Genomic DNA, 16525 nt, shown 5'->3' with positions numbered 1-16525 from the left:
TGCCCCGCAAAGGGCTGACCGCCTCGACGCGTTCTCCCGCACGGGGCTGACCGTCTCGCCGCGTATCCCTCAAGGGGCTGACCGTCTCGACGCGGCCCCCGCAAGGGCGGATCGCCTCGACGCGGCCCCCGCAAAGGGCTGACCGCCTCGACGCGTACCGCCACAGAGGAGGGGGCGTCGTCGCGCGGTGCGCGGAGGCCTCCTCGCGCGGGGTGGCGGCCTCGTCGCCCGGGGCGGGCCCCCGTTGGGCACAGCCGGTCCGCGGCGGGTGCACAGCCGGTCCCCGGCGAGAACAGCCGGCCCCCGGCGGGCACAGCCGGTCCCCGGCGAGCGCACAGCCGGACCCGGCGGGCGCACAGGCGGCCCCCGGCGAGCACGGCCGACCCCCGCCCGGCCCACGGCCCCGCGCACCGCCCGGCTCATCCGACGGCGGCGACACCGCTCCGCCACGTCGGCAGCAGCTCGTCCAGCAGCGCCTCGGTGCGCGGCGGCAGTCCGCGCGCACCGCTGCGGGCGACCAGGTCCGCGGCGAGACGCTTCATACGGTCGCCGTCACCGGTCGTGTGCGTCGCGCGCAGCAGTTCGTTCCACAGGCGCTCGTCGGCGGGAGCGGAGTTCAGGGCGGCGTCGAGGGCCTCGATGGCCTTCTCCGCGCGGTCCTTCTCCAGGTGGAAGGCGGACAGCGCGAGCCCGATGTCCGCGACGAGCAACGGGAGTTGCGCGTCGATGATCTCGTGCGTGAGCCAGCCGTACCGGCCGGCGGGCCGGTCGGCGAGCAGCGGACCACGCACCAGGACGAGCGCGTCGGTGAGCAACCGCCCGCGTACCGCACGGCTGTCGACGCCCTTGCCCTGCGTCGCCTCGTGGTACAGCGACCGCAGCACGTCCAGGTCGGAGACGACCGACTTGGCGAGCGTGAGCCGCCCGGTGGCATCGGTGCCGAGGCGGGCGGTGCCGTCCGGGTCGGTGCCCAGCCAGCCGCGCAGCCGCTCGACGAGCGCGTCCCGCACGTCGTCGGTGACGCCGCGCGGCCACAGCGCGGACGACAGCACCCGCGGGTGCACGCCCTCGCGGTGCAGGAGCAGCAGCGCGAGCGCCTCGTGCATCAGCGGGCTGCGCTCGCCGTCGGGCGTGTCCAGACCGATGATCTCGTACGGGCCCACCAGCCGCGCGTACACCGCCGGACGGCCCTGCTCGCTGATGTCGACGAGGAACGGCGGCGCCGCGGAGTTGGTGCTCTCCCGCTCGGGATCCGCCTCGACGAACAGCTCCACGACCGCCCGCTGCTGCGCCACCGGCAGCGACTGGGCGTCGAGTTCGAGGCCGAGCAGCGGTGCGAGCAGCTTGCCCTCGCCGGTGATCTCCATCTCCCAGGCGGCGCCCGGCAGATCGCCGCTCTCCGTGCCGACGAGGTAGCCGATGCCGAGCCGGCTCGCGTCGGCGGCGAGTTCGGCGAGCTTGACGGCGTCCTCGGCGGACGGCTCGGCGGCGAGCAGCACCAGGTGCGGGGCCCAGCGGGTGTGCTGGGCGGGCCCAGTACGGCCGGTGAGCACGGAGTCGTGGCCGGCGGCGCCCAGCGCGCCGCGCCGCTGTCGCGTCTCCGCCTCCATGGTCTCCACGAGCGCCTCGACGTCGTCGAGGTGGCGCAGCCGGTTGGGCGCCAGCGGCGTGAGGTCCTCGCCGAAGCCGACGAGCGTGATCGTCATGCGGTCGGACCAGCCGTTGGTCGCCAACTCGGCGGCGACGGAGGCGAAGACGCCCGCACGGTCGCTCGCGCTGCCGCTCAGCGACACGATGCCGGGGACGGACTCAAGGTTGAGGAGCAGCCGGGAGTCGTCCATCGTCCCGAGGCTGACGAGGCCGGGGTAGGGAGCGGCGGTGTCGACGTCCTCGTACCGCTCCGCGTCGGCGCGCGCCAGCATCCAGAACGTCTGGTCCTGCCCGAGCTGCCAGGGCGCGGGCGGCTTCCCGGCCGGCTGGGCGAGCTGGAGGTGCAGGTCGCCGTTGCCGCTGAGCCAGGCCGCGTAGACGGTCGGCAGCGGGCGGGACTCGGCGGCTAGCGCCGCGGCGAGCCCGCGCAGCGACAGGTCGAGCAGGCGTACGCCCTCCGGGTCGGCGCCCACCAGCAGCGCGTCCTGGGCGTCCGCGGCCGAACCGGTGGGGACCGGCGGTTCCATGCCGCGCCGCCCGCCGACCGCGCCGAGCGCCGACTGCCACAGGGCCTGGCGGCGCCGGCGGCCGAGCGCGCCGAGCAGGCCCGCGGCGAGGAGGGGGGCGCCGACGAGCGTCTCGGGCAGCCCGAAGGGGAACCCGCTCTCCTCGGCGGCCGAGGAGTCCGAGGCGTGCGAGGCGCCCTGCTCGTGCCGCTGGTCCCCGCCACGGCCGACGCCCTGGTCGCCGCCCGGCCGCTGATGGGGCAGGTGGATGTGGGCGGTGTCCCGGTCGCCGGCGCCCTGCTGCCCGCCGCCCTGCTGGTGGTCGCCGGTCTTCGCGTAGTCGTGGATCTGCTGCTGGACCTGCTCGGAGACCTTCGGCGCCTCGTCGGGCAGCTCGACGAGATCGCCGCCGTGGGCGTCGCCGGGCATCTCCAGGATCCAGCCGGGGCGGATCAGACTCGCCTCGGAGAGCTTGGAACCGTCGGGCTGCGTACGGTCCTTGTTGAGCTGGTAGATCTCCTTGTAGCGGCGCCCGTCGCCGAGGTGCCGCTCGGCGATCTCCCACAGCGAGTCGTGGTGGCGCCCCTCGGGCGGATGGATCCGGTAGTACTTGGTGTCGCCCTCCTGGGCGGCGTGACCGCTCCCGGCGTCGGCGTGCGACGCCGCCTCGGCGGCCTGCTCGGCGAGCGCGGCGGCCGCGCTGGACGCGGCCTGCTCCTGCTGCTGCGCGAACAGCCCGCCCGGGGTCTGCTGGGCGGCGGCGACCGTGCCACGCTGGTTGCCTTCCAGGCTCTGGCCGAGCTGCGAGAGGCCCGGCGCGAAGCTGGCCGCGGTGGCGCCGACGAGCAGCAGCGCGGCGACGAGCTGACGGGCGAGCAGCTGACTCGGACCGGCGCCGGGGACGCGGTTCGGCAGACCCACGCCCGACAGCGCGGCCTTCACCTCGACGAGCACGCAGGCGGTGAACTGGGCCCAGGCGAACCACACGATCACCGTCAGCACATTGATGAACGTGCCGACCGTGATCTCCTGCTGGAGCCAGTCCAGCGAGGGCGCCCCGTGCGGCAGCGGCCACCCCACGCTGACCACGAGCGCGCCCGGAACGCCGACGAGCAGCACCAGCAGCGCGACGAACGCGGCGGTCGCCTTCGCGAAGTCCCCGAACGTCCGTCGGCGCCGGGGCAGCGGCTGCGGCGTCCGATTCCTCGGACCCGGCGTGCTTCCCGTCGAGCTTGAAGTGGTGCGTCGGGCCATGGCGGGTGTCCTGGGGTCGTGTGGTGAGGGAGGCGAGAGCTTGGAGCTGCTGAGGTGGTCCGGGGGTGTGCTGAGCCTATCGAGATCGTACGGAGGTCGTCGAAGGTCAGACAGGGGGCGGGACTTGAGCGACGGCCCGCTTTACCGGCCCTCACCCCCTAAGTCCGACTTGCCCGTTGCCCCGGAATCCGTGTCCCGCCTCAGCTCATCATCATTCGCAACCGTCATGTCACAGTTCTCACGGTCCCCACACAATCCCCCGTTGCCGCCCCGATGCCCTCTACGCACCCCTGATAGCTTCGTTCTCTGCTGCACACATGCCGAACACAGGGGGAGAAAGCCCGTGTCCCGTCGCGCCCTGACCACAGCCGCCGCCGCACTCACCGCGACCACGGCCCTCCTGCTCACCGCCTGCGGCGGAGGCGACGACAAGTCCTCGGACGACATCAAGGGCGCGGACACGGGCTCGACGTCCCCGTCGGCTTCGGCGTCGGGGGGTTCCCAGGCCGGCCGGCCCGACGTGAGCGTGCCCAAGGACCTGGACCTGGTCTTCGACTTCGACACCCCGTCCGACGCCAAGCACGCGGCGGCGCTCGCGGACGCACAGAACTACATCCGCGCCCTCGACCACGGCATCGACAAGCAGGACCCCGAGGATCCCGCGTACCAGTTCTACTCGGACGGCAGCGCCTCCCAGTACGCCAAGTCCCAGATCCAGGCATGGGTCAAGGGCGGCTGGACCGTGACCGGCACGGACAAGTACTACGACGCCGAGACCAACGCCGTGGGCAAGGGCAAGCGCGTCCTCGTCAGCTTCTGCAGAAACCAGGCGGAGTTTTTCGGCAAGGAGATCAAGACCGGAAAGGTCCTGCGCACCAAGGAGAGCCTGAGCAGCTATCAGAAGTTCACCATGATGATGTTCCCGCCGAGCGGCTCCTCACCCGCCTGGAAGGCACAGGTGATCGAGGTCAAGGGGAAGGCGAAGGAGTGCCAGGCATGAGGATGCGCGGACGTTCTTCCCACTGGACCCCGGCGGCGGTGGCGGCATTGGTGCTTTGGAGCGGAGGCACGGCGTACGCGGACGGTCCAGCGGACAACACCACGCCGCCGACGGGCCCTTCGGGCAACTCCGACGGCAACGGCAACATCAACGCCTCGGCCACCCAGTCCCAGATCAAGGTCCGCCAAGTGAAGGGCCCCACCACGGGCAAGCGGGGCAACGTCACGTCGGTCGACCCCAGCTGGGAGCCTCCGGCGTGCTGGTACGAGCCCGTCATGACGCCCGAGCAACTGAAGAAGTTCTCGGAAACGAACGGCAATGGCGATGTCGGTGTCCACGAGACGTGGATCGGCAAGGGGCTGTGGACGGACCACTACCGGGACGAGAAGCCTGAGAAGAACTTCGACGACACCTGGTCCACCGCACCCGGCTACAAGGACTACAACATAGGCAAGAAAGGGTACTTCTGGCGCAGCGTCGCACCGGACGACACGGACCCCAAGTCGTGGGACTGCGGCCGGATCATGTTCTGGCAGGACGGCAACACGGTCCCGCAGGTCCCGAACGCCCCGACCCCGAAGACGCTCGCCGAGTACGCCTACAACCAGGTCAAGATCCCGGACACCGAGATCGAGCTGAAGCCCGAGGGCAAGTCCACGGTCAATCTGCCCACGTGGATCTGGCTCGACAAGGGCACCTTCCAGGACGTCACCGTCCGCGCCGAGCTCCCGAACACCAATCTGTGGGCGGAGACCACGGCCAAGCCGGTCGCGCTGCATCTGGAGCCTGGTACGGAGGACGCCGAGACGTTCCCGGCCTCCGGCGAGTGCAAGATCAACGACGACGGCTCGATCGGCACCCCGTACAAGAAGGGCGACTCCGACAGGACGCCGCCGTGCGGCATCGAGTACCTGCGCGCCACGAGCGGCGCCCCGTACCAGCTGAAGGCCTCCATCACCTGGCAGATCTCCTGGGAAGGCACCGGCGGCGCCAAGGGCGACCTCCCGGACGGCACCTTCGAGACGACCCAGGACATGAATGTCCAGGAGATCCAGTCGATCAACCGCTAGGTCCACGCGCTCAGACGTCGCCCACATCGGCACGGAGCCGTGCCGCACGGCGATCGAGACGCGGCCCGGCGGCAGCAAAGTCCTTACCGGGAACACGGATTGATCCGGCGGCTCACCCTGCCGTCGCCGAGCCCACCGCAAGGGCGGCGCAACCGAGGAGCTCAGATGATCCGCCCCGTCGGCTTCTTCTCCGAACTCGACCCGGGTTGGGGACTCCCCCACGACGGGTTCATGCGCGATGCCATGAACCCGGCGGGAGAGCCCGACGAGGCGAAGATCGTCTCCTACCTCAGAAGCGGCGCGGCGATCTGGAGCGAAACGAGCGCGGGCCCCGACGTCCTGGACCCCGAAGCTCCCGGCCTGTGCGGCATCGGATCGCTGTACACGGACGGAACCTGGCTGTGGCGTGAAGATCTCCCCTACTACCTCGGCACGTATCACCTGTCCCTGCCCGCGGAGTTCGTCGCCCACGTCAGGGCCGCCCACCATCAGGTGCCGGAAGTGCCGGAAACCCGACTGATGGAAATCCTGGAACGGGACCTCGGAATCGACGTGACGTAGGCATAGGCAGAGGCCGGTGAAAGAAACGTCTGAGGCAGAGCGGGGATCTCCTCGACGATCGGACGTTCGAGCTTTAATGCGGAACGCTTCTGTTCAGGTAAAGCCGCTGTCTAAGGATCACGGCATGACGTCAGTACCCGCTCCGCGGCGCATCGGCGAGGCGGCGAGTGAGATCGAGTGCTCCGTCGGTGCACTCGCGGGAGATCTCGCCGCGAAGCTTGCCACGTATATGGAGACTGCAGAACCGCTGCTCTTCTCCCCCGGTACTCTTCCCGACCCCTTTTCCGATTCCGAGGGAATGCGGGTTCGTGTCGGTGTCATGACGGACGGGACCTGGGTATGGAATCTGGCCTGGTCCGACTACGTCCAGTACCACCGCGTGGCCCCGCCCGCCGAGTTCATCCGGCATGCGGAGTCCCTCGGCTTCGCACCACCCGAGATTTCGGAGGACGAAGCCATGCGGCTCGCCGAAGCTGCGGGGCTCCCGATGCCCGACTGAGCGCCGCGGCCACCACGCCTGCCCCGATCGACGACCCCGCCCGCCCGGGCGACTCCGGTGCCGTGTACATGGGCTGCATGGCGGAGAACCTGGCGTACGGTCACGACCGTCGACATCCCCGAAGTCGGCCCGGCCGCCCGGACGTTCGGTGTCGAGGACGTTCCCGTCGCGCAGGGAGACACCCGTACCCTTCGTATGGTGCTGACCCAGACGTACATTCCCGTACCGGGAACCGCCGACCAGGTGGTGCTCGTCTCCGGGGCCAGCCCGGTGCTGGACCTGGCGGAGGCGTTCCACGACATCTTCGACGCCGTGACCGGCACGTTCCGCTTCGTCTGACGAATCAAGGGGGAACCGCACATGGGCACGGGCAAGAGCGACCTCGCGCTCCCGCTCAGCGAGCTGGAGGACTACGGCGGGCGGCTGCGCGACATCAAGACCCGGCTGAACCACACCAAGAAGCTCTTCGAGTCCTACAAGGACGACCTCGGCGACCACACGGTCTACGACGCGCTCGACGACTTCGAGTCCGGCTGGGAGGACGGCCGTGAGGACATCTCCCAGGCCCTCGACGCCCTCGCCGACATGTCCGACGCCGTCGTCCGCGAGTTCAAGAAGCTCGACGACAAGCTGGCCAAGGACGTCTCCGACGGGGTGAAGACGGAGAAGAAGGGCGGCAAGGGCGACGGCGGGAAGTAGCGCCGGCCCGGGCGCATCGCACCGCGCCGGCCGGCGTCACGCCTCGCGCAGTACCGCCGGCGTGGCGCTGGTCCGGGCGCATCGCAGCGCACCGTCCGGCGTCACGCCTCGCGCAGGACCGCCAGCGCGAACGCCAGGCGGCGGTCCAGCCAAGGGGCGTGCGGGTGGTACACCCGCACGCCGTCCAGGTGGTCGGAGGTGAGGACCAGGTCCTCCTCCTCGTCCCCCGTACGCCACGTCACCGGCTTCCACACGTGCGTACTGCGCTGGTCGCCGCCCTCGGCACCCAGACCGGCGACGGAGTCGACGACGCCGGAGACGAGGGCGCCGGCCCCGCGGACCGCCTTCTCCCTGCCCCGCGCGGCGATGTCCTTCGCACTGCCCCTGGCCCAGTGGTAGCGAGCCACGATCTCCGGGTGTCCGGGCTGCCGCAGCCACCAGCCGTGCTGGACGGCCCGCTTGGCGGCGGAGGTGCGGTGCACGTGCCCCAGTTCCGTTCCGTCGGCGCCGGTCACGCGGTAGGCGGTGCCGCGGCTCACGGGCGTGAGGACGCACAGCGGTGCCCCGCCGGGCCCGACGGCCGCGTGCAGCTCGTACGACGGGGACCTGTCGTCGGCCTCACCGAGGCGTGTGACGACCGCCGCCGGGGCGAAGTACCGCACGCCGTCCCGCATCGTCGGTTCCCGTACGGCCCGCTCCCCCGTCAGCGCCTTGCGGCGGAAGGCCGCCGGGCGCAGCACGTCGCCGACGACGAAGCCGCCGACGCCGCCGGTCCCTTCCCAGGGCACGGGTTCGACGACCGGATCGTCCCTCTTCCGCCCGAACACCGCCACGCCACCTCCGCTCGTCCGCCGCCGCGGCGGCGCCGGCTCAGCCGACCTCGTTCTCTGCCACCGCGCTGCCGTGCACGACGACGTCGCCGCCGTAGAACATGCCGGTGAAGACCGGGGAGTAGGTGAGCTGGACCTCGACCTCGACCTGGTTCTCGTCCGCCGCCACGCAGTGCGTGGCGGCGATGTCCGCGCCGGACATGCCCATCTCGCGGGCGAACGCCTTCACGCGGGCCCCGCAGTTCTGGTAGCGGATGGGGGCGCCGCCCTTGCCCTGGTTCTGGTAGAGGGCTTCCTTGTCGACGTCCTGGGCGGCGTAGCGGGCGGCCTGTTCGGCTATGTCCGCGGCCCGCTCCCGCTTGGAGATCGACATGCCGCCGTCGATGACGAAGGCCGACAGGGAGAGGAAGACGATCGCGAAGATGATGACCGCGCCGGCACCGGACCCCCGGTCGTCCAGGCGGGCGCGGCGCGCCCCGGCCCACTCCCGGGCGCGGGTACGCAGCCCCGAGCAGGCCTCGCCGTCGCCCGGCCCGCTCCGCCCCGCCCGGGCACCCGGCCCGGCTTGTCCCACCGCTGCGCGCAGCCTCATGTGCCCCATCACGCCTTCCTCTTGAAGGGGTCGAGCGGCGAGGTGAACGAGCTGGTCAGGGTCGTCGGGACGTCCAGGCCGAGCATGGCGAGACCCCGCACCTGGCAGCTGACCTCGACCGTGAAGAGCTCGGCGTCCGCGAATCCGGTGCTGGTCTTGGTGACCGTCACCGGGCCGGAGCACACGTCCGCGAGGTCGGCGTCGGCCGCCTTCTGCGCCTCGGACATGGCGGTGGCCTCCTCCCGCTGGAGGGATCCGGCGCGTGCCGCGTCCCGCGCGGCACCGTCGAGCGCGCCCCGGCCGTCCACGAGCTGCCCGAAGGCCACCAGGACGAGGATGAAGAGGATCATCACGGGGGCGAGGATCACCACCTCCACGGTGGACAGTCCCCGGTCGCCCTCACGGCATGCCGTCACCCGGTCCCGTACGAAGGAGACGAGTGCCGCCATCAGTTCTCGCCCTCCTTCACGAATCTCTCCACCGGGCCCACCGACTGGGCGTGCACCGTGAGGTCCAGGCCCGGGAACACCGTGGGCACCTTGGCCGTGATCTCCACCCCGACCTTGTTCTGCTCGGGCTGGAGCAGCTTCACGTCCGGGGACAGGACCAGCTGCGGGCCGAGCTGGCGGATGTAGCTGTCGACGACGTCGCGTGCCTCGCCCCGCCACGCTCCGGGCTGTTCGTCGGCCGTGGCGCGGGCCTTGCGGGCGCCTGCCTGGGCCGCCGCCTGGGCCACGTGATCGGCGAAGAAGTACAGCGCGAACTGCACCGTCGCGAAGATCATGAAGAAGAGCACCGGCGTGAGCAGCACGAACTCGATCGCGGTCATGCCGGAGTCGCCGCGGGCGGAGGCGGCCTCCACCCGGCGGCGTACCCAGCGACGTACCCCTGGACGTGCGCGCACCCGTGTCCCCGTGTGAGAAGTAGCGGAACGGCTCAGCAGGTCTTGCCGGCGTCCGCGCCCTTGATGCAGTCGCCCACCTTGTTGGCGCCGTCGCTGAGGGCGGCGTTGATGATGGCGGCGACCACGCCGACGATCGCGACGACGACGGCGGAGATGATGACCCACTCCACCGCGGACGCACCCCGGTCGAGTTCGCCGGAGCGGGCGCGCTGCACCCGGCCCTGGAGGAAGGTGATCAGGAAGTCCACCCCCGGGATCCCGGTGCTGAAGTTCCGTCCGTTCATGGTGAGTTGTCCTCTCGAAATGACGTGGATGAAGTTGTCGGTCGGCGTCAGACCTGGAAGACGCGCATGGCGGCGGGAAAGATCAGGAAGACCAGGAAGCCTGCGCACAGCAGCAGCTGGGCGACGAGCATCGACTGCGACTTCTCGCCCGCGCTGCCCTCGATCTCGGAGAGCTCGCGGTGCCGCATGGTCTCGGCGCGGGAGGCGAGCGACTCGCGGACCTTCGCGCCGTCGTCCGCGACCAGCGCCAGGGAGGCCGACAGGTCCTTCAGTTCCTCGACGCCGAGTTCCTCGCCCAGCGAGCCGAGGGCCTGCCACTGGCTGATGCCGGTGATGCGGGCGTCGGCGAGCGCGTTGCGGATGCGCTGGGTGGCCCACCCGTCGGAGACCTCGGCGGCGGCCATCAGCGCCTCGGGCAGGCCCCGCCCGCCGGCCAGGCTCATCGACACGAGGTCCAGGTACGCGCCGATCACGCGCCGCAGGTCGCGCCGCTTGTCCGCCGCGTCCCGCCGCACCTCCACGTCGGGGAGGAAGAAGAAGACGAGGGCGAACAGCAGGGCCAGCCAGACCGGGATGATCGGGCTGCTGCCGAAGCCGAGCGTCCAGACGACGGCGAAGAGGAACGGTCCGAAGAACACGCCGGCGGCGGCCAGCAGCACCTTCGTCGCGAGGAACTTCTCCCAGCTCCGGTTCAGGACGGCCAGGTCGGCGCGCAGCGAGCGCTGCTCCCAGCCCTGCTGGAGGTAGAACTCGGCGACGCGGGTTCCGACTTGGGCCCGCAGGCTGCCGAGTTTCCCGGCGTCCTGTCCGCCGCGGTGCGCGGATTCGTACGCGGCGCCCCGCGCCCGCATCGCGTCGATGCGGGCGACCTGCGCGACCGCGCTGCGCTTCGACGGCATGAGGGCGCGTACGAGTGCGTAGGCGCCCAGGCCCAGGACGGCGCCGATCAGGATCGGCATGGTCAGGTTCATCGACGTACCGCCTCATCGGTGGAAGCCGGCGTACGGGGGCGCACGAACTGCACCGACGACTCGTCGCGCACCAGGAACCGCTCGGGCGTCTCGATGGTGGAGAGCTTGCGCAGCCACCAGAAGCCGAGCGCGAACAGGCCGCAGACGCAGGCGAGTACGAGCTGCCCGACCGCCGTGCCGTACGGCTTGACGAAGTCGCGGTTGAAGATCGACAGGCCGAGGACGAAGGCGATCGACACGGCGACGACGATCTGCACCGAGCGGCGGGTCGAGGCGCGCTGGGCCATCACGCGCTGGCGCATGTCGACCTCCTCACGGGCCGACTTGGCGAGCGCGCCGAGCACTTGGCGCAGACCGGGTCCGCGCAGCCGGGCGTTGAGGATCAGTGCGGCCACGATGATGTCCGCGGACGCGTCGTCGATCTCGTCGGCCAGTTGCTGCAGGGCCTCGGGCAGCGGCGTACGGGAACGCAGCCGGTCCACCAGGGAGTCCAGGTGGGGTCGCAGCACGGGGGCCGCGGCGCGTGCCGAGGCGGGGATGGCCTGTTCCAGGCCGACCGCTCCGGCGATGGTGTCGCGCAGCGACTCGGTCCAGGACGCGAGGGCCTCCACCCGGCGCATCGCGGCGCGCTCCTCGGAGGCGCCGCCGAAGAGCTTGTCCCAGAAGAAGACGAGGATTCCGGCGGCGATTCCGGCGACGGCCCACCGGGTCAGCAGCAGGACGACGAGTCCCACGATGGCGGCGGTGGATCCGCGCCGGCCGGCGAACCGGACGAGCTCACCGGCCCGTTCGCTCGCCTTCTGCTTCTCGTGCTCGGGCTTGGCCGGCAGTCCGCGGACCGCGACGGCGAACAGTGCGATGCCGCCGCCCACGGCGACGCCGGAGGCGAGCGCGAACAGGACGGTGGTGGAGAACAGTCCGCCCATGGAGCCGAGCGAGTCGAGCGCGGCGAGGGAAGTCATGTCCGTCATGCGATGATCAGCCCCAATTCCCGCCGCCGGGCAGCCGGTAGCCGTGCTGGACCAGGTCGTCGAGGCAGGAGAGGGGCGCGTGCGGGACGACCCGTCCGTCGGGTGCCTCGGCGAACACCTCGCTGGACAGCACCCGGCCGTCGACGCCGTTGACCTCGCGCACGGAGGTGACCATGCGCTGGAGCCGGCCGCCCGTCTGGTAGTTGTTGCGCCGCTGGATGAAGACGACGAAGTTCACCGCGCCCGCGACGAGCATCTGGCTGGCCTCGATGGGCAGTCGCTCGGTCGCCTGGAGCGCGTAGGTGGAGATGCGGTTGAAGACCTCGCTGGAGCTGTTCGCGTGGATCGTGGACAGCGAGCCGTCGTTGCCCTGCGACATGGCGTTCAGCATGGTCACGATCTCGTCGCCGAGGACCTCACCGACGATGACCCGGGAGGGGTTCATACGGAGCGATCGGCGTACCAGCTCGGCCATGGTGATGGCGCCCTGGCCCTCGGAGTTGGGCAGCCGTTCCTCGAAGGCCACCACGTTCGGGTGCAGGTCGGTGAAGGTGTCGAGGCCCAGCTCCAGGGCCCGTTCGACGGTGATGAGGCGCTCGTGCGGCGGGATCTCGTTGGCGAGGGCGCGCAGCAGGGTGGTCTTTCCGGCGTTGGTGGCGCCGGCGATCATGATGTTCTTGCGGGCGCGGACGGCGCAGGCGAGGAAGTGGGCGACCTCGGGCGTGATGGTGCCGTTCCCGACCAGGTCGGAGACGAAGACCTTGCCCATCCGCGCGCGGCGGATGGACAGTGCGGGGCGCCGCGTCACGTCCATGACGGCGGAGAGCCGCGACCCGTCCGGCAGCCGCAGGTCGAGCTGCGGGTTGGCGGAGTCGAAGGGCCGGGAGGAGAGGCCGGAGTAGGCGCCCAGCACCTGGATGAGCTCGATCAGTTCCTCGTCGTTCTCGGCGACGGGATCGCCCTTGACCTCGCGGCCGTCCGCGTAGCCGATGAAGACCTGGTCGTACCCGTTGATGTCGATGTTCTCGACTTCCGGGTTGTCGAGGAGCGGCTGGAGGCGGCCCACGCCGAACAGCGCGGCGTGCACGGCGGCCGCATACTGCTCCTCGGTCTCGGCGTCGAGGGGGGTGCGTCCGAGGTTGATCTCGGTTCGGGCGTAGTCCTCGAGTATCTGGGCTATGACCGCCCGCGCGTAGTGCCGTTCGTCCTCGTTGGACATCGGCGTGACCCCGCGGACCTGGTCCTCGCGGCGCTGTTCGGCGATACGGTCACCGGCGTCCTGCCGGAACCGCTTGACCAGCTGGTGGTCGACGGCGGTCATCGCCCTGCTCCGGCGGCGGGCTGACCGTGCGGCCCCTGGGCCCCGTGGGTTCCGGCGGCCGGTACGGTCCAGGCGGCGCCGTACTGCTGGTACAGGTCCGCGGTGACCTTGCGGGCCGAGCGGATGAGCAGCGACTTGTCGAGCCGTCCGCGCTTGCGTCCCGCCAACTGGTCGGCGCCCGCGGGGTCGTCGGCGAGGGTGCCCACGACGCGCGCACCGGTCTGCGCCGCCACCAGCATGTCGTTGACCTGGTGGACGAGCTTCGCGGAGTCGCCGGGGTCGGTGACGAGGACGACGCCGATGAGCGGCGTGGCGAGGGTCGCGGCGCCGCGGGGGCCGCCGTGCAGCTTGGCGGCGAGGGCGGCGGCCCGGTCGCGTACGCGGGCGATGGCCTCCGGCTCCGTGCGGGAGACCAGCAGGACCAGGGCGGCCTGCGAGAACATCTCGACGACGGGGGTCTCGCCGCTGATCCGGCCGCAGTCGGCGATGACGTCCGCGGGCGCGTGCGGGGAATCGGCGAGCTGCGCGAACGCCCGGCCGAGGGTGGGCCACAGTCCGGCGAGACCGGCGGCCTGTTCGGCGATGCCGAGCCCGACCAGCACCTCCAGGCCGCCGCTCAACGGCTGTACGTGATCCCAGAGTTGGTCGGGCACGAGACCACGCCGGGCGGTCGCCGCGATGGACAGCATGCCGGTGTTGGGGTTCAGCGGACCCCCGTGGGCCGCCGCGCTGCGGTAGACGAGGTCGCCGCCCGCGGGGTCCGTCTCGGCGAGCAGGACCCGGCGGGGCCAGACCGCGGCGAGGGCGACGGCGGCGGTCGTGACGCCGGGGGATCCCTTGTCGGCGGCGAGGGCGATGAGCGCCATGGCTTCTACTCCACTCGCCCTCAGTTGCCGGAGACCAGGACGAGGGAGACCGCGTTGGCGGCGGCGGCGCGGGTCAGTGCCGCCGCGTCGCTCTCGTCGACGGTCACCGTGACCTGCTTGTTGGTGCTGCTGATGGTGCTGTCGCTGTCGTCCGGCACGCTGGTGACGCGGGCCGCGGAGACGATCGGCGTGCTGCTTGCGCCGCTCGACGACGAGCCGGACCTCTCCGAGGAGGAGGACGACGACGAGGAAGAGGAGCTGTCACCGACGAAGTAGGCGGCGACGATGTCGCCGGACTTCAGGTCGGCCGGGTACTGGCCCTCCTTGAGGGAGAGACCGACGACGGCCTTGCCGGCGGGGAGGCTGCTCCTGCTCGCGAACATGTCGCCGATGACGACGGTCCCGTCGTAGATGGTGGACTTCGCCTTGAGTGCCTTGAGGCCGGTCCGCTGGTTCCAGCGGACGTAGTTGATGGAGGGGTCGTCCGCGACCATCACCGAGGTGATGTGGTCGCCCACGGACTCGCCGGCCTGGATGTCGGCCGTCACCCGGACGACCTCGACACGGTCGCCGGCCCGCAGCACCAGCATGGTGGCGCCGAGGGCGCCGACGAGGATGAGGAGGACCGCGAGAGCGGCGAGCGCGGGTTTGCGCTCGCGAGGCGCCGAGGGCAGACGCTCACCCATCGCCGGCTGCGCCGACGTGGCGGAACGGTTGTTGCCCGCCCCCGTACGCTCTTGGATCTTCACGCAACCGCTCCCCGTACACCCAAGAAGATTTCTGCCAATTCACATGCCAATTGGGACACTTCGCCCCCGGTCCGCCCGAGTTGGACGTACCGCCCGACCTGGCCGGATAGCCAGCGCTGGAGCGAGTGTCAAGCCATGGCACCGTATCAGCCGCACATAAGCCCCTCAAGACGCGTCAGGGACCGCTGACATCGGCGGACTCGTCGTTGTTCACGCGCAACGGAGGGCGTCTGGTTCCCTGTTGGGGAAGGGAATCCGACCAGGCACTCCGGTGTGCGGGCGCGAATCGAGGAAGGCCCCGGTCCCGGCGATTCGTCACGGACTGCGCACGAGGCCTGCACGAGGTGCTCACGGCCGGGCCGCCCGGCCGTGATCTTTCAGTCGCACGGGGGACGGGATGAGGGGCCGGCACCGTGGGGCCGGGGTGCGCCGGACCCGCCTCCGGGGTGCCGTCGCGGCGTGGCGCAGCCGTCGCCCCGTGCCCCGGGTCCCGGATCGTCGCCGGGGCGGGGTGCTCTGGTCCCACCTTCTGTGGCTGCCAACGGGGCGGGGCGTGCTGTCGCTCCGATGCTCGGATTCTCTGCGTCCGCCCACGCCGTCACAGCGCCGCGTGATGCTCCGCGAACTCGGCGATCGCCTCGGCAGGATTGGCCGCCTCGGTGGCTTCCGCCTCCCAGCCGGGACGGTCCATGTCGAACACCACGACCGGGACCGGTCGTCCGAGGGCCCGTTCGAGGTGCCCGTCGGCCCGCAGGCGTCGGGCGACGTCGATGCAGACGGCGTCGAAGTGCGCGACGAGTTCGTCGTCACGGGCGTCCCGCTCGTCCTCGGAGAGCGTGCCGTCGTCCTCGTACCAGAGCCCCTGGGCCCGCGCCTCGGCCAGGTGCAGGGCGCTGCCGACCGGGTCCTCGGGCACGTGGCCGACCGTCTCGAAGCCCTCCAACAGCCAGTACGCGTACTCCCATCGGGCGGTCCCCTCGTACGAGCACTCCTGCTCCAGGACCCGGCGGACCTCGCTCTGCGTGTTGTAGCCGATGGCCACGTACGGACAGCGGGGGTCCTGGTCCACGCGCCAGATGCGGAACGAGACGACGTAGATCTCGGGCTTGAGCGCCTCGGGGAAGCCGTCCACGATGCGCACGGCCTCCTTCAGCACGTGCTCCCGGAGGGCCACTTCCCCGGCTTCGTCGCTCATGTCAGAACCCCCACGGGTTGTGATGCGGAACCAGATCCGGATCCTCCGACCACACCAGCCGCGCCTCCACCTGGTCGCCCAGCAGCGCGGTCAGACGCTCGACCGCCCAGCCGTTCCAGCAGACAGCCGTCGGAAACCCCGTCGAGCGGAACGCCGGCACATCCGCCGGCACCGCCTCCGGCCGGAACACCGACCGCTGCACCCGGCCCAGCTGGTCCGGCGGCGACGACCTCTCCATGTCCAGGCAGTCGGCCACCCGCTCCACCAGGTACAACAGGTACTCGTCCGCCGCCTTCTCGATCCGCACCGGCAACAGCCGGCCCGCCTTCTCCAGGTCGTCCCGCAGCAGATCCGCGATACGGCGGCTCAGGACGGGGGAACCGGGGGTTCCGGTCGGAAACTCGTTCTTCTTCCAGCGCGGGTCGCCCACCCACTCCGCAGTGAGCTCCGTGGGATACATCCCGGTCGAACCGCCCAGCTGCCAGCGCATCAGCTCCACCCGCACATCGTCGAACTGGAGCATCTGGAACTCTCGCATGCTCGGCAACAGGCGATACAGGGACAGCGGAGTTCGGCGGTCTTCGGTCGTCATGGCGCCTTCCA

Annotated in this window: 18 protein-coding genes and 1 pseudogene; 6 read left to right on the top strand and 13 right to left on the bottom strand. The window is 71.0% G+C overall.

The window, feature by feature from the left end; genetic code table 11:
• Nucleotides 1-419 precede the first annotated feature (419 nt).
• Entirely contained in the window at nt 420-3410 is a 2991-nt protein-coding gene (locus ACSYGO_RS26880) for a BTAD domain-containing putative transcriptional regulator (RefSeq protein WP_460387926.1), read from the bottom strand.
• Between the two features lie 343 nt (nt 3411-3753).
• Between ACSYGO_RS26880 and ACSYGO_RS26875 the strand changes: the two genes are divergently transcribed.
• The 6 genes and pseudogenes from ACSYGO_RS26875 (at nt 3754) to ACSYGO_RS26850 (ending at nt 7239) form a co-directional block, all read left to right on the top strand.
• Entirely contained in the window at nt 3754-4410 is a 657-nt protein-coding gene (locus ACSYGO_RS26875; RefSeq protein ID WP_426680638.1) for a hypothetical protein, read from the top strand.
• Nucleotides 4407-5480, top strand: coding sequence for a hypothetical protein (locus ACSYGO_RS26870; RefSeq protein WP_426680637.1), 1074 nt, complete (start codon nt 4407-4409; stop codon nt 5478-5480). Before ACSYGO_RS26875 ends, ACSYGO_RS26870 begins: the two co-directional genes overlap by 4 nt.
• Before the next feature lie 165 nt (nt 5481-5645).
• Nucleotides 5646-6041, top strand: a complete 396-nt coding sequence (locus ACSYGO_RS26865; protein ID WP_426680636.1) for a hypothetical protein — start codon at nt 5646-5648, stop codon at nt 6039-6041.
• Nucleotides 6042-6165: 124 nt separating this feature from the next.
• Nucleotides 6166-6540, top strand: coding sequence for a hypothetical protein (locus ACSYGO_RS26860; protein ID WP_460387924.1), 375 nt, complete (start codon nt 6166-6168; stop codon nt 6538-6540).
• A 90-nt stretch (nt 6541-6630) separates the two neighbouring features.
• A pseudogene (locus ACSYGO_RS26855) lies at nt 6631-6879 on the top strand (hypothetical protein); the annotation flags it as partial.
• A 21-nt stretch (nt 6880-6900) separates the two neighbouring features.
• Complete coding sequence (locus tag ACSYGO_RS26850) at nt 6901-7239, top strand: hypothetical protein (RefSeq protein ID WP_028805782.1); 339 nt, start codon at nt 6901-6903, stop codon at nt 7237-7239.
• Between the two features lie 101 nt (nt 7240-7340).
• On the opposite strand, the gene ACSYGO_RS26845 is transcribed toward ACSYGO_RS26850, so the two are convergent.
• The 12 genes from ACSYGO_RS26845 to ACSYGO_RS26790 form a co-directional block, all read right to left on the bottom strand.
• Nucleotides 7341-8066, bottom strand: a complete 726-nt coding sequence (locus ACSYGO_RS26845; RefSeq protein ID WP_460387922.1) for a hypothetical protein — start codon at nt 8064-8066, stop codon at nt 7341-7343.
• Between the two features lie 43 nt (nt 8067-8109).
• The gene (locus tag ACSYGO_RS26840; RefSeq protein WP_432188863.1) at nt 8110-8670 is read right to left on the bottom strand and encodes a TadE/TadG family type IV pilus assembly protein; all 561 of its coding nucleotides are present in this window, start codon (nt 8668-8670) and stop codon (nt 8110-8112) included.
• On the bottom strand, nt 8670-9110 hold the full coding sequence (locus ACSYGO_RS26835) for a TadE/TadG family type IV pilus assembly protein (protein WP_426680632.1): 441 nt from the start codon (nt 9108-9110) through the stop codon (nt 8670-8672). Before ACSYGO_RS26835 ends, ACSYGO_RS26840 begins: the two co-directional genes overlap by 1 nt.
• Nucleotides 9110-9490, bottom strand: coding sequence for a TadE family protein (locus ACSYGO_RS26830; protein WP_257004899.1), 381 nt, complete (start codon nt 9488-9490; stop codon nt 9110-9112). Before ACSYGO_RS26830 ends, ACSYGO_RS26835 begins: the two co-directional genes overlap by 1 nt.
• A 107-nt stretch (nt 9491-9597) precedes the next feature.
• The gene (locus tag ACSYGO_RS26825; protein WP_028805786.1) at nt 9598-9849 is read right to left on the bottom strand and encodes a hypothetical protein; all 252 of its coding nucleotides are present in this window, start codon (nt 9847-9849) and stop codon (nt 9598-9600) included.
• 47 nt (nt 9850-9896) lie between these two features.
• Nucleotides 9897-10820 carry a type II secretion system F family protein gene (locus ACSYGO_RS26820; protein WP_460387919.1) on the bottom strand — a complete coding sequence of 308 codons (924 nt, stop codon included), beginning with the start codon at nt 10818-10820 and terminating at the stop codon, nt 9897-9899.
• Nucleotides 10817-11791 carry a type II secretion system F family protein gene (locus ACSYGO_RS26815; RefSeq protein ID WP_460387918.1) on the bottom strand — a complete coding sequence of 325 codons (975 nt, stop codon included), beginning with the start codon at nt 11789-11791 and terminating at the stop codon, nt 10817-10819. Before ACSYGO_RS26815 ends, ACSYGO_RS26820 begins: the two co-directional genes overlap by 4 nt.
• A gap of 7 nt (nt 11792-11798) precedes the next feature.
• The gene (locus ACSYGO_RS26810; RefSeq protein WP_426680630.1) at nt 11799-13112 is read right to left on the bottom strand and encodes a CpaF family protein; all 1314 of its coding nucleotides are present in this window, start codon (nt 13110-13112) and stop codon (nt 11799-11801) included.
• Nucleotides 13109-13978 (bottom strand): hypothetical protein, encoded by an 870-nt coding sequence (locus tag ACSYGO_RS26805; RefSeq protein ID WP_426680629.1) that lies wholly within the window; start codon nt 13976-13978, stop codon nt 13109-13111. Before ACSYGO_RS26805 ends, ACSYGO_RS26810 begins: the two co-directional genes overlap by 4 nt.
• Nucleotides 13979-13998: 20 nt before the next feature.
• Nucleotides 13999-14727, bottom strand: a complete 729-nt coding sequence (locus tag ACSYGO_RS26800) for a hypothetical protein (RefSeq protein ID WP_435221754.1) — start codon at nt 14725-14727, stop codon at nt 13999-14001.
• 598 nt (nt 14728-15325) lie between these two features.
• Nucleotides 15326-15922, bottom strand: a complete 597-nt coding sequence (locus ACSYGO_RS26795; protein WP_460387915.1) for a hypothetical protein — start codon at nt 15920-15922, stop codon at nt 15326-15328.
• Nucleotide 15923: 1 nt separating this feature from the next.
• Nucleotides 15924-16514, bottom strand: a complete 591-nt coding sequence (locus tag ACSYGO_RS26790) for a hypothetical protein (protein WP_432188860.1) — start codon at nt 16512-16514, stop codon at nt 15924-15926.
• Nucleotides 16515-16525: the final 11 nt, after the last annotated feature.

Source organism: Streptomyces krungchingensis (assembly GCF_054729265.1).
Note: the sequence above shows the minus strand (reverse complement) of the source record. Positions and strands in the feature narration are given on the sequence as shown.

Bases quoted from the DNA above. Each gene is read 5' to 3' on its own strand.
- ACSYGO_RS26880 (WP_460387926.1), bottom strand. From the start codon at position 3,410: ATGGCCCGACGCACCACTTCAAGCTCGACGGGAAGCACGCCGGGTCCG.
- ACSYGO_RS26870 (WP_426680637.1), top strand. From the start codon at position 4,407: ATGAGGATGCGCGGACGTTCTTCCCACTGGACCCCGGCGGCGGTGGCG.
- ACSYGO_RS26865 (WP_426680636.1), top strand. From the start codon at position 5,646: ATGATCCGCCCCGTCGGCTTCTTCTCCGAACTCGACCCGGGTTGGGGA.
- ACSYGO_RS26860 (WP_460387924.1), top strand. From the start codon at position 6,166: ATGACGTCAGTACCCGCTCCGCGGCGCATCGGCGAGGCGGCGAGTGAG.
- ACSYGO_RS26850 (WP_028805782.1), top strand. From the start codon at position 6,901: ATGGGCACGGGCAAGAGCGACCTCGCGCTCCCGCTCAGCGAGCTGGAG.
- ACSYGO_RS26840 (WP_432188863.1), bottom strand. From the start codon at position 8,670: ATGGGGCACATGAGGCTGCGCGCAGCGGTGGGACAAGCCGGGCCGGGT.
- ACSYGO_RS26835 (WP_426680632.1), bottom strand. From the start codon at position 9,110: ATGGCGGCACTCGTCTCCTTCGTACGGGACCGGGTGACGGCATGCCGT.
- ACSYGO_RS26830 (WP_257004899.1), bottom strand. From the start codon at position 9,490: ATGACCGCGATCGAGTTCGTGCTGCTCACGCCGGTGCTCTTCTTCATG.
- ACSYGO_RS26825 (WP_028805786.1), bottom strand. From the start codon at position 9,849: ATGAACGGACGGAACTTCAGCACCGGGATCCCGGGGGTGGACTTCCTG.
- ACSYGO_RS26820 (WP_460387919.1), bottom strand. From the start codon at position 10,820: ATGAACCTGACCATGCCGATCCTGATCGGCGCCGTCCTGGGCCTGGGC.
- ACSYGO_RS26815 (WP_460387918.1), bottom strand. From the start codon at position 11,791: ATGACGGACATGACTTCCCTCGCCGCGCTCGACTCGCTCGGCTCCATG.
- ACSYGO_RS26810 (WP_426680630.1), bottom strand. From the start codon at position 13,112: ATGACCGCCGTCGACCACCAGCTGGTCAAGCGGTTCCGGCAGGACGCC.
- ACSYGO_RS26805 (WP_426680629.1), bottom strand. From the start codon at position 13,978: ATGGCGCTCATCGCCCTCGCCGCCGACAAGGGATCCCCCGGCGTCACG.
- ACSYGO_RS26795 (WP_460387915.1), bottom strand. From the start codon at position 15,922: ATGAGCGACGAAGCCGGGGAAGTGGCCCTCCGGGAGCACGTGCTGAAG.
- ACSYGO_RS26790 (WP_432188860.1), bottom strand. From the start codon at position 16,514: ATGACGACCGAAGACCGCCGAACTCCGCTGTCCCTGTATCGCCTGTTG.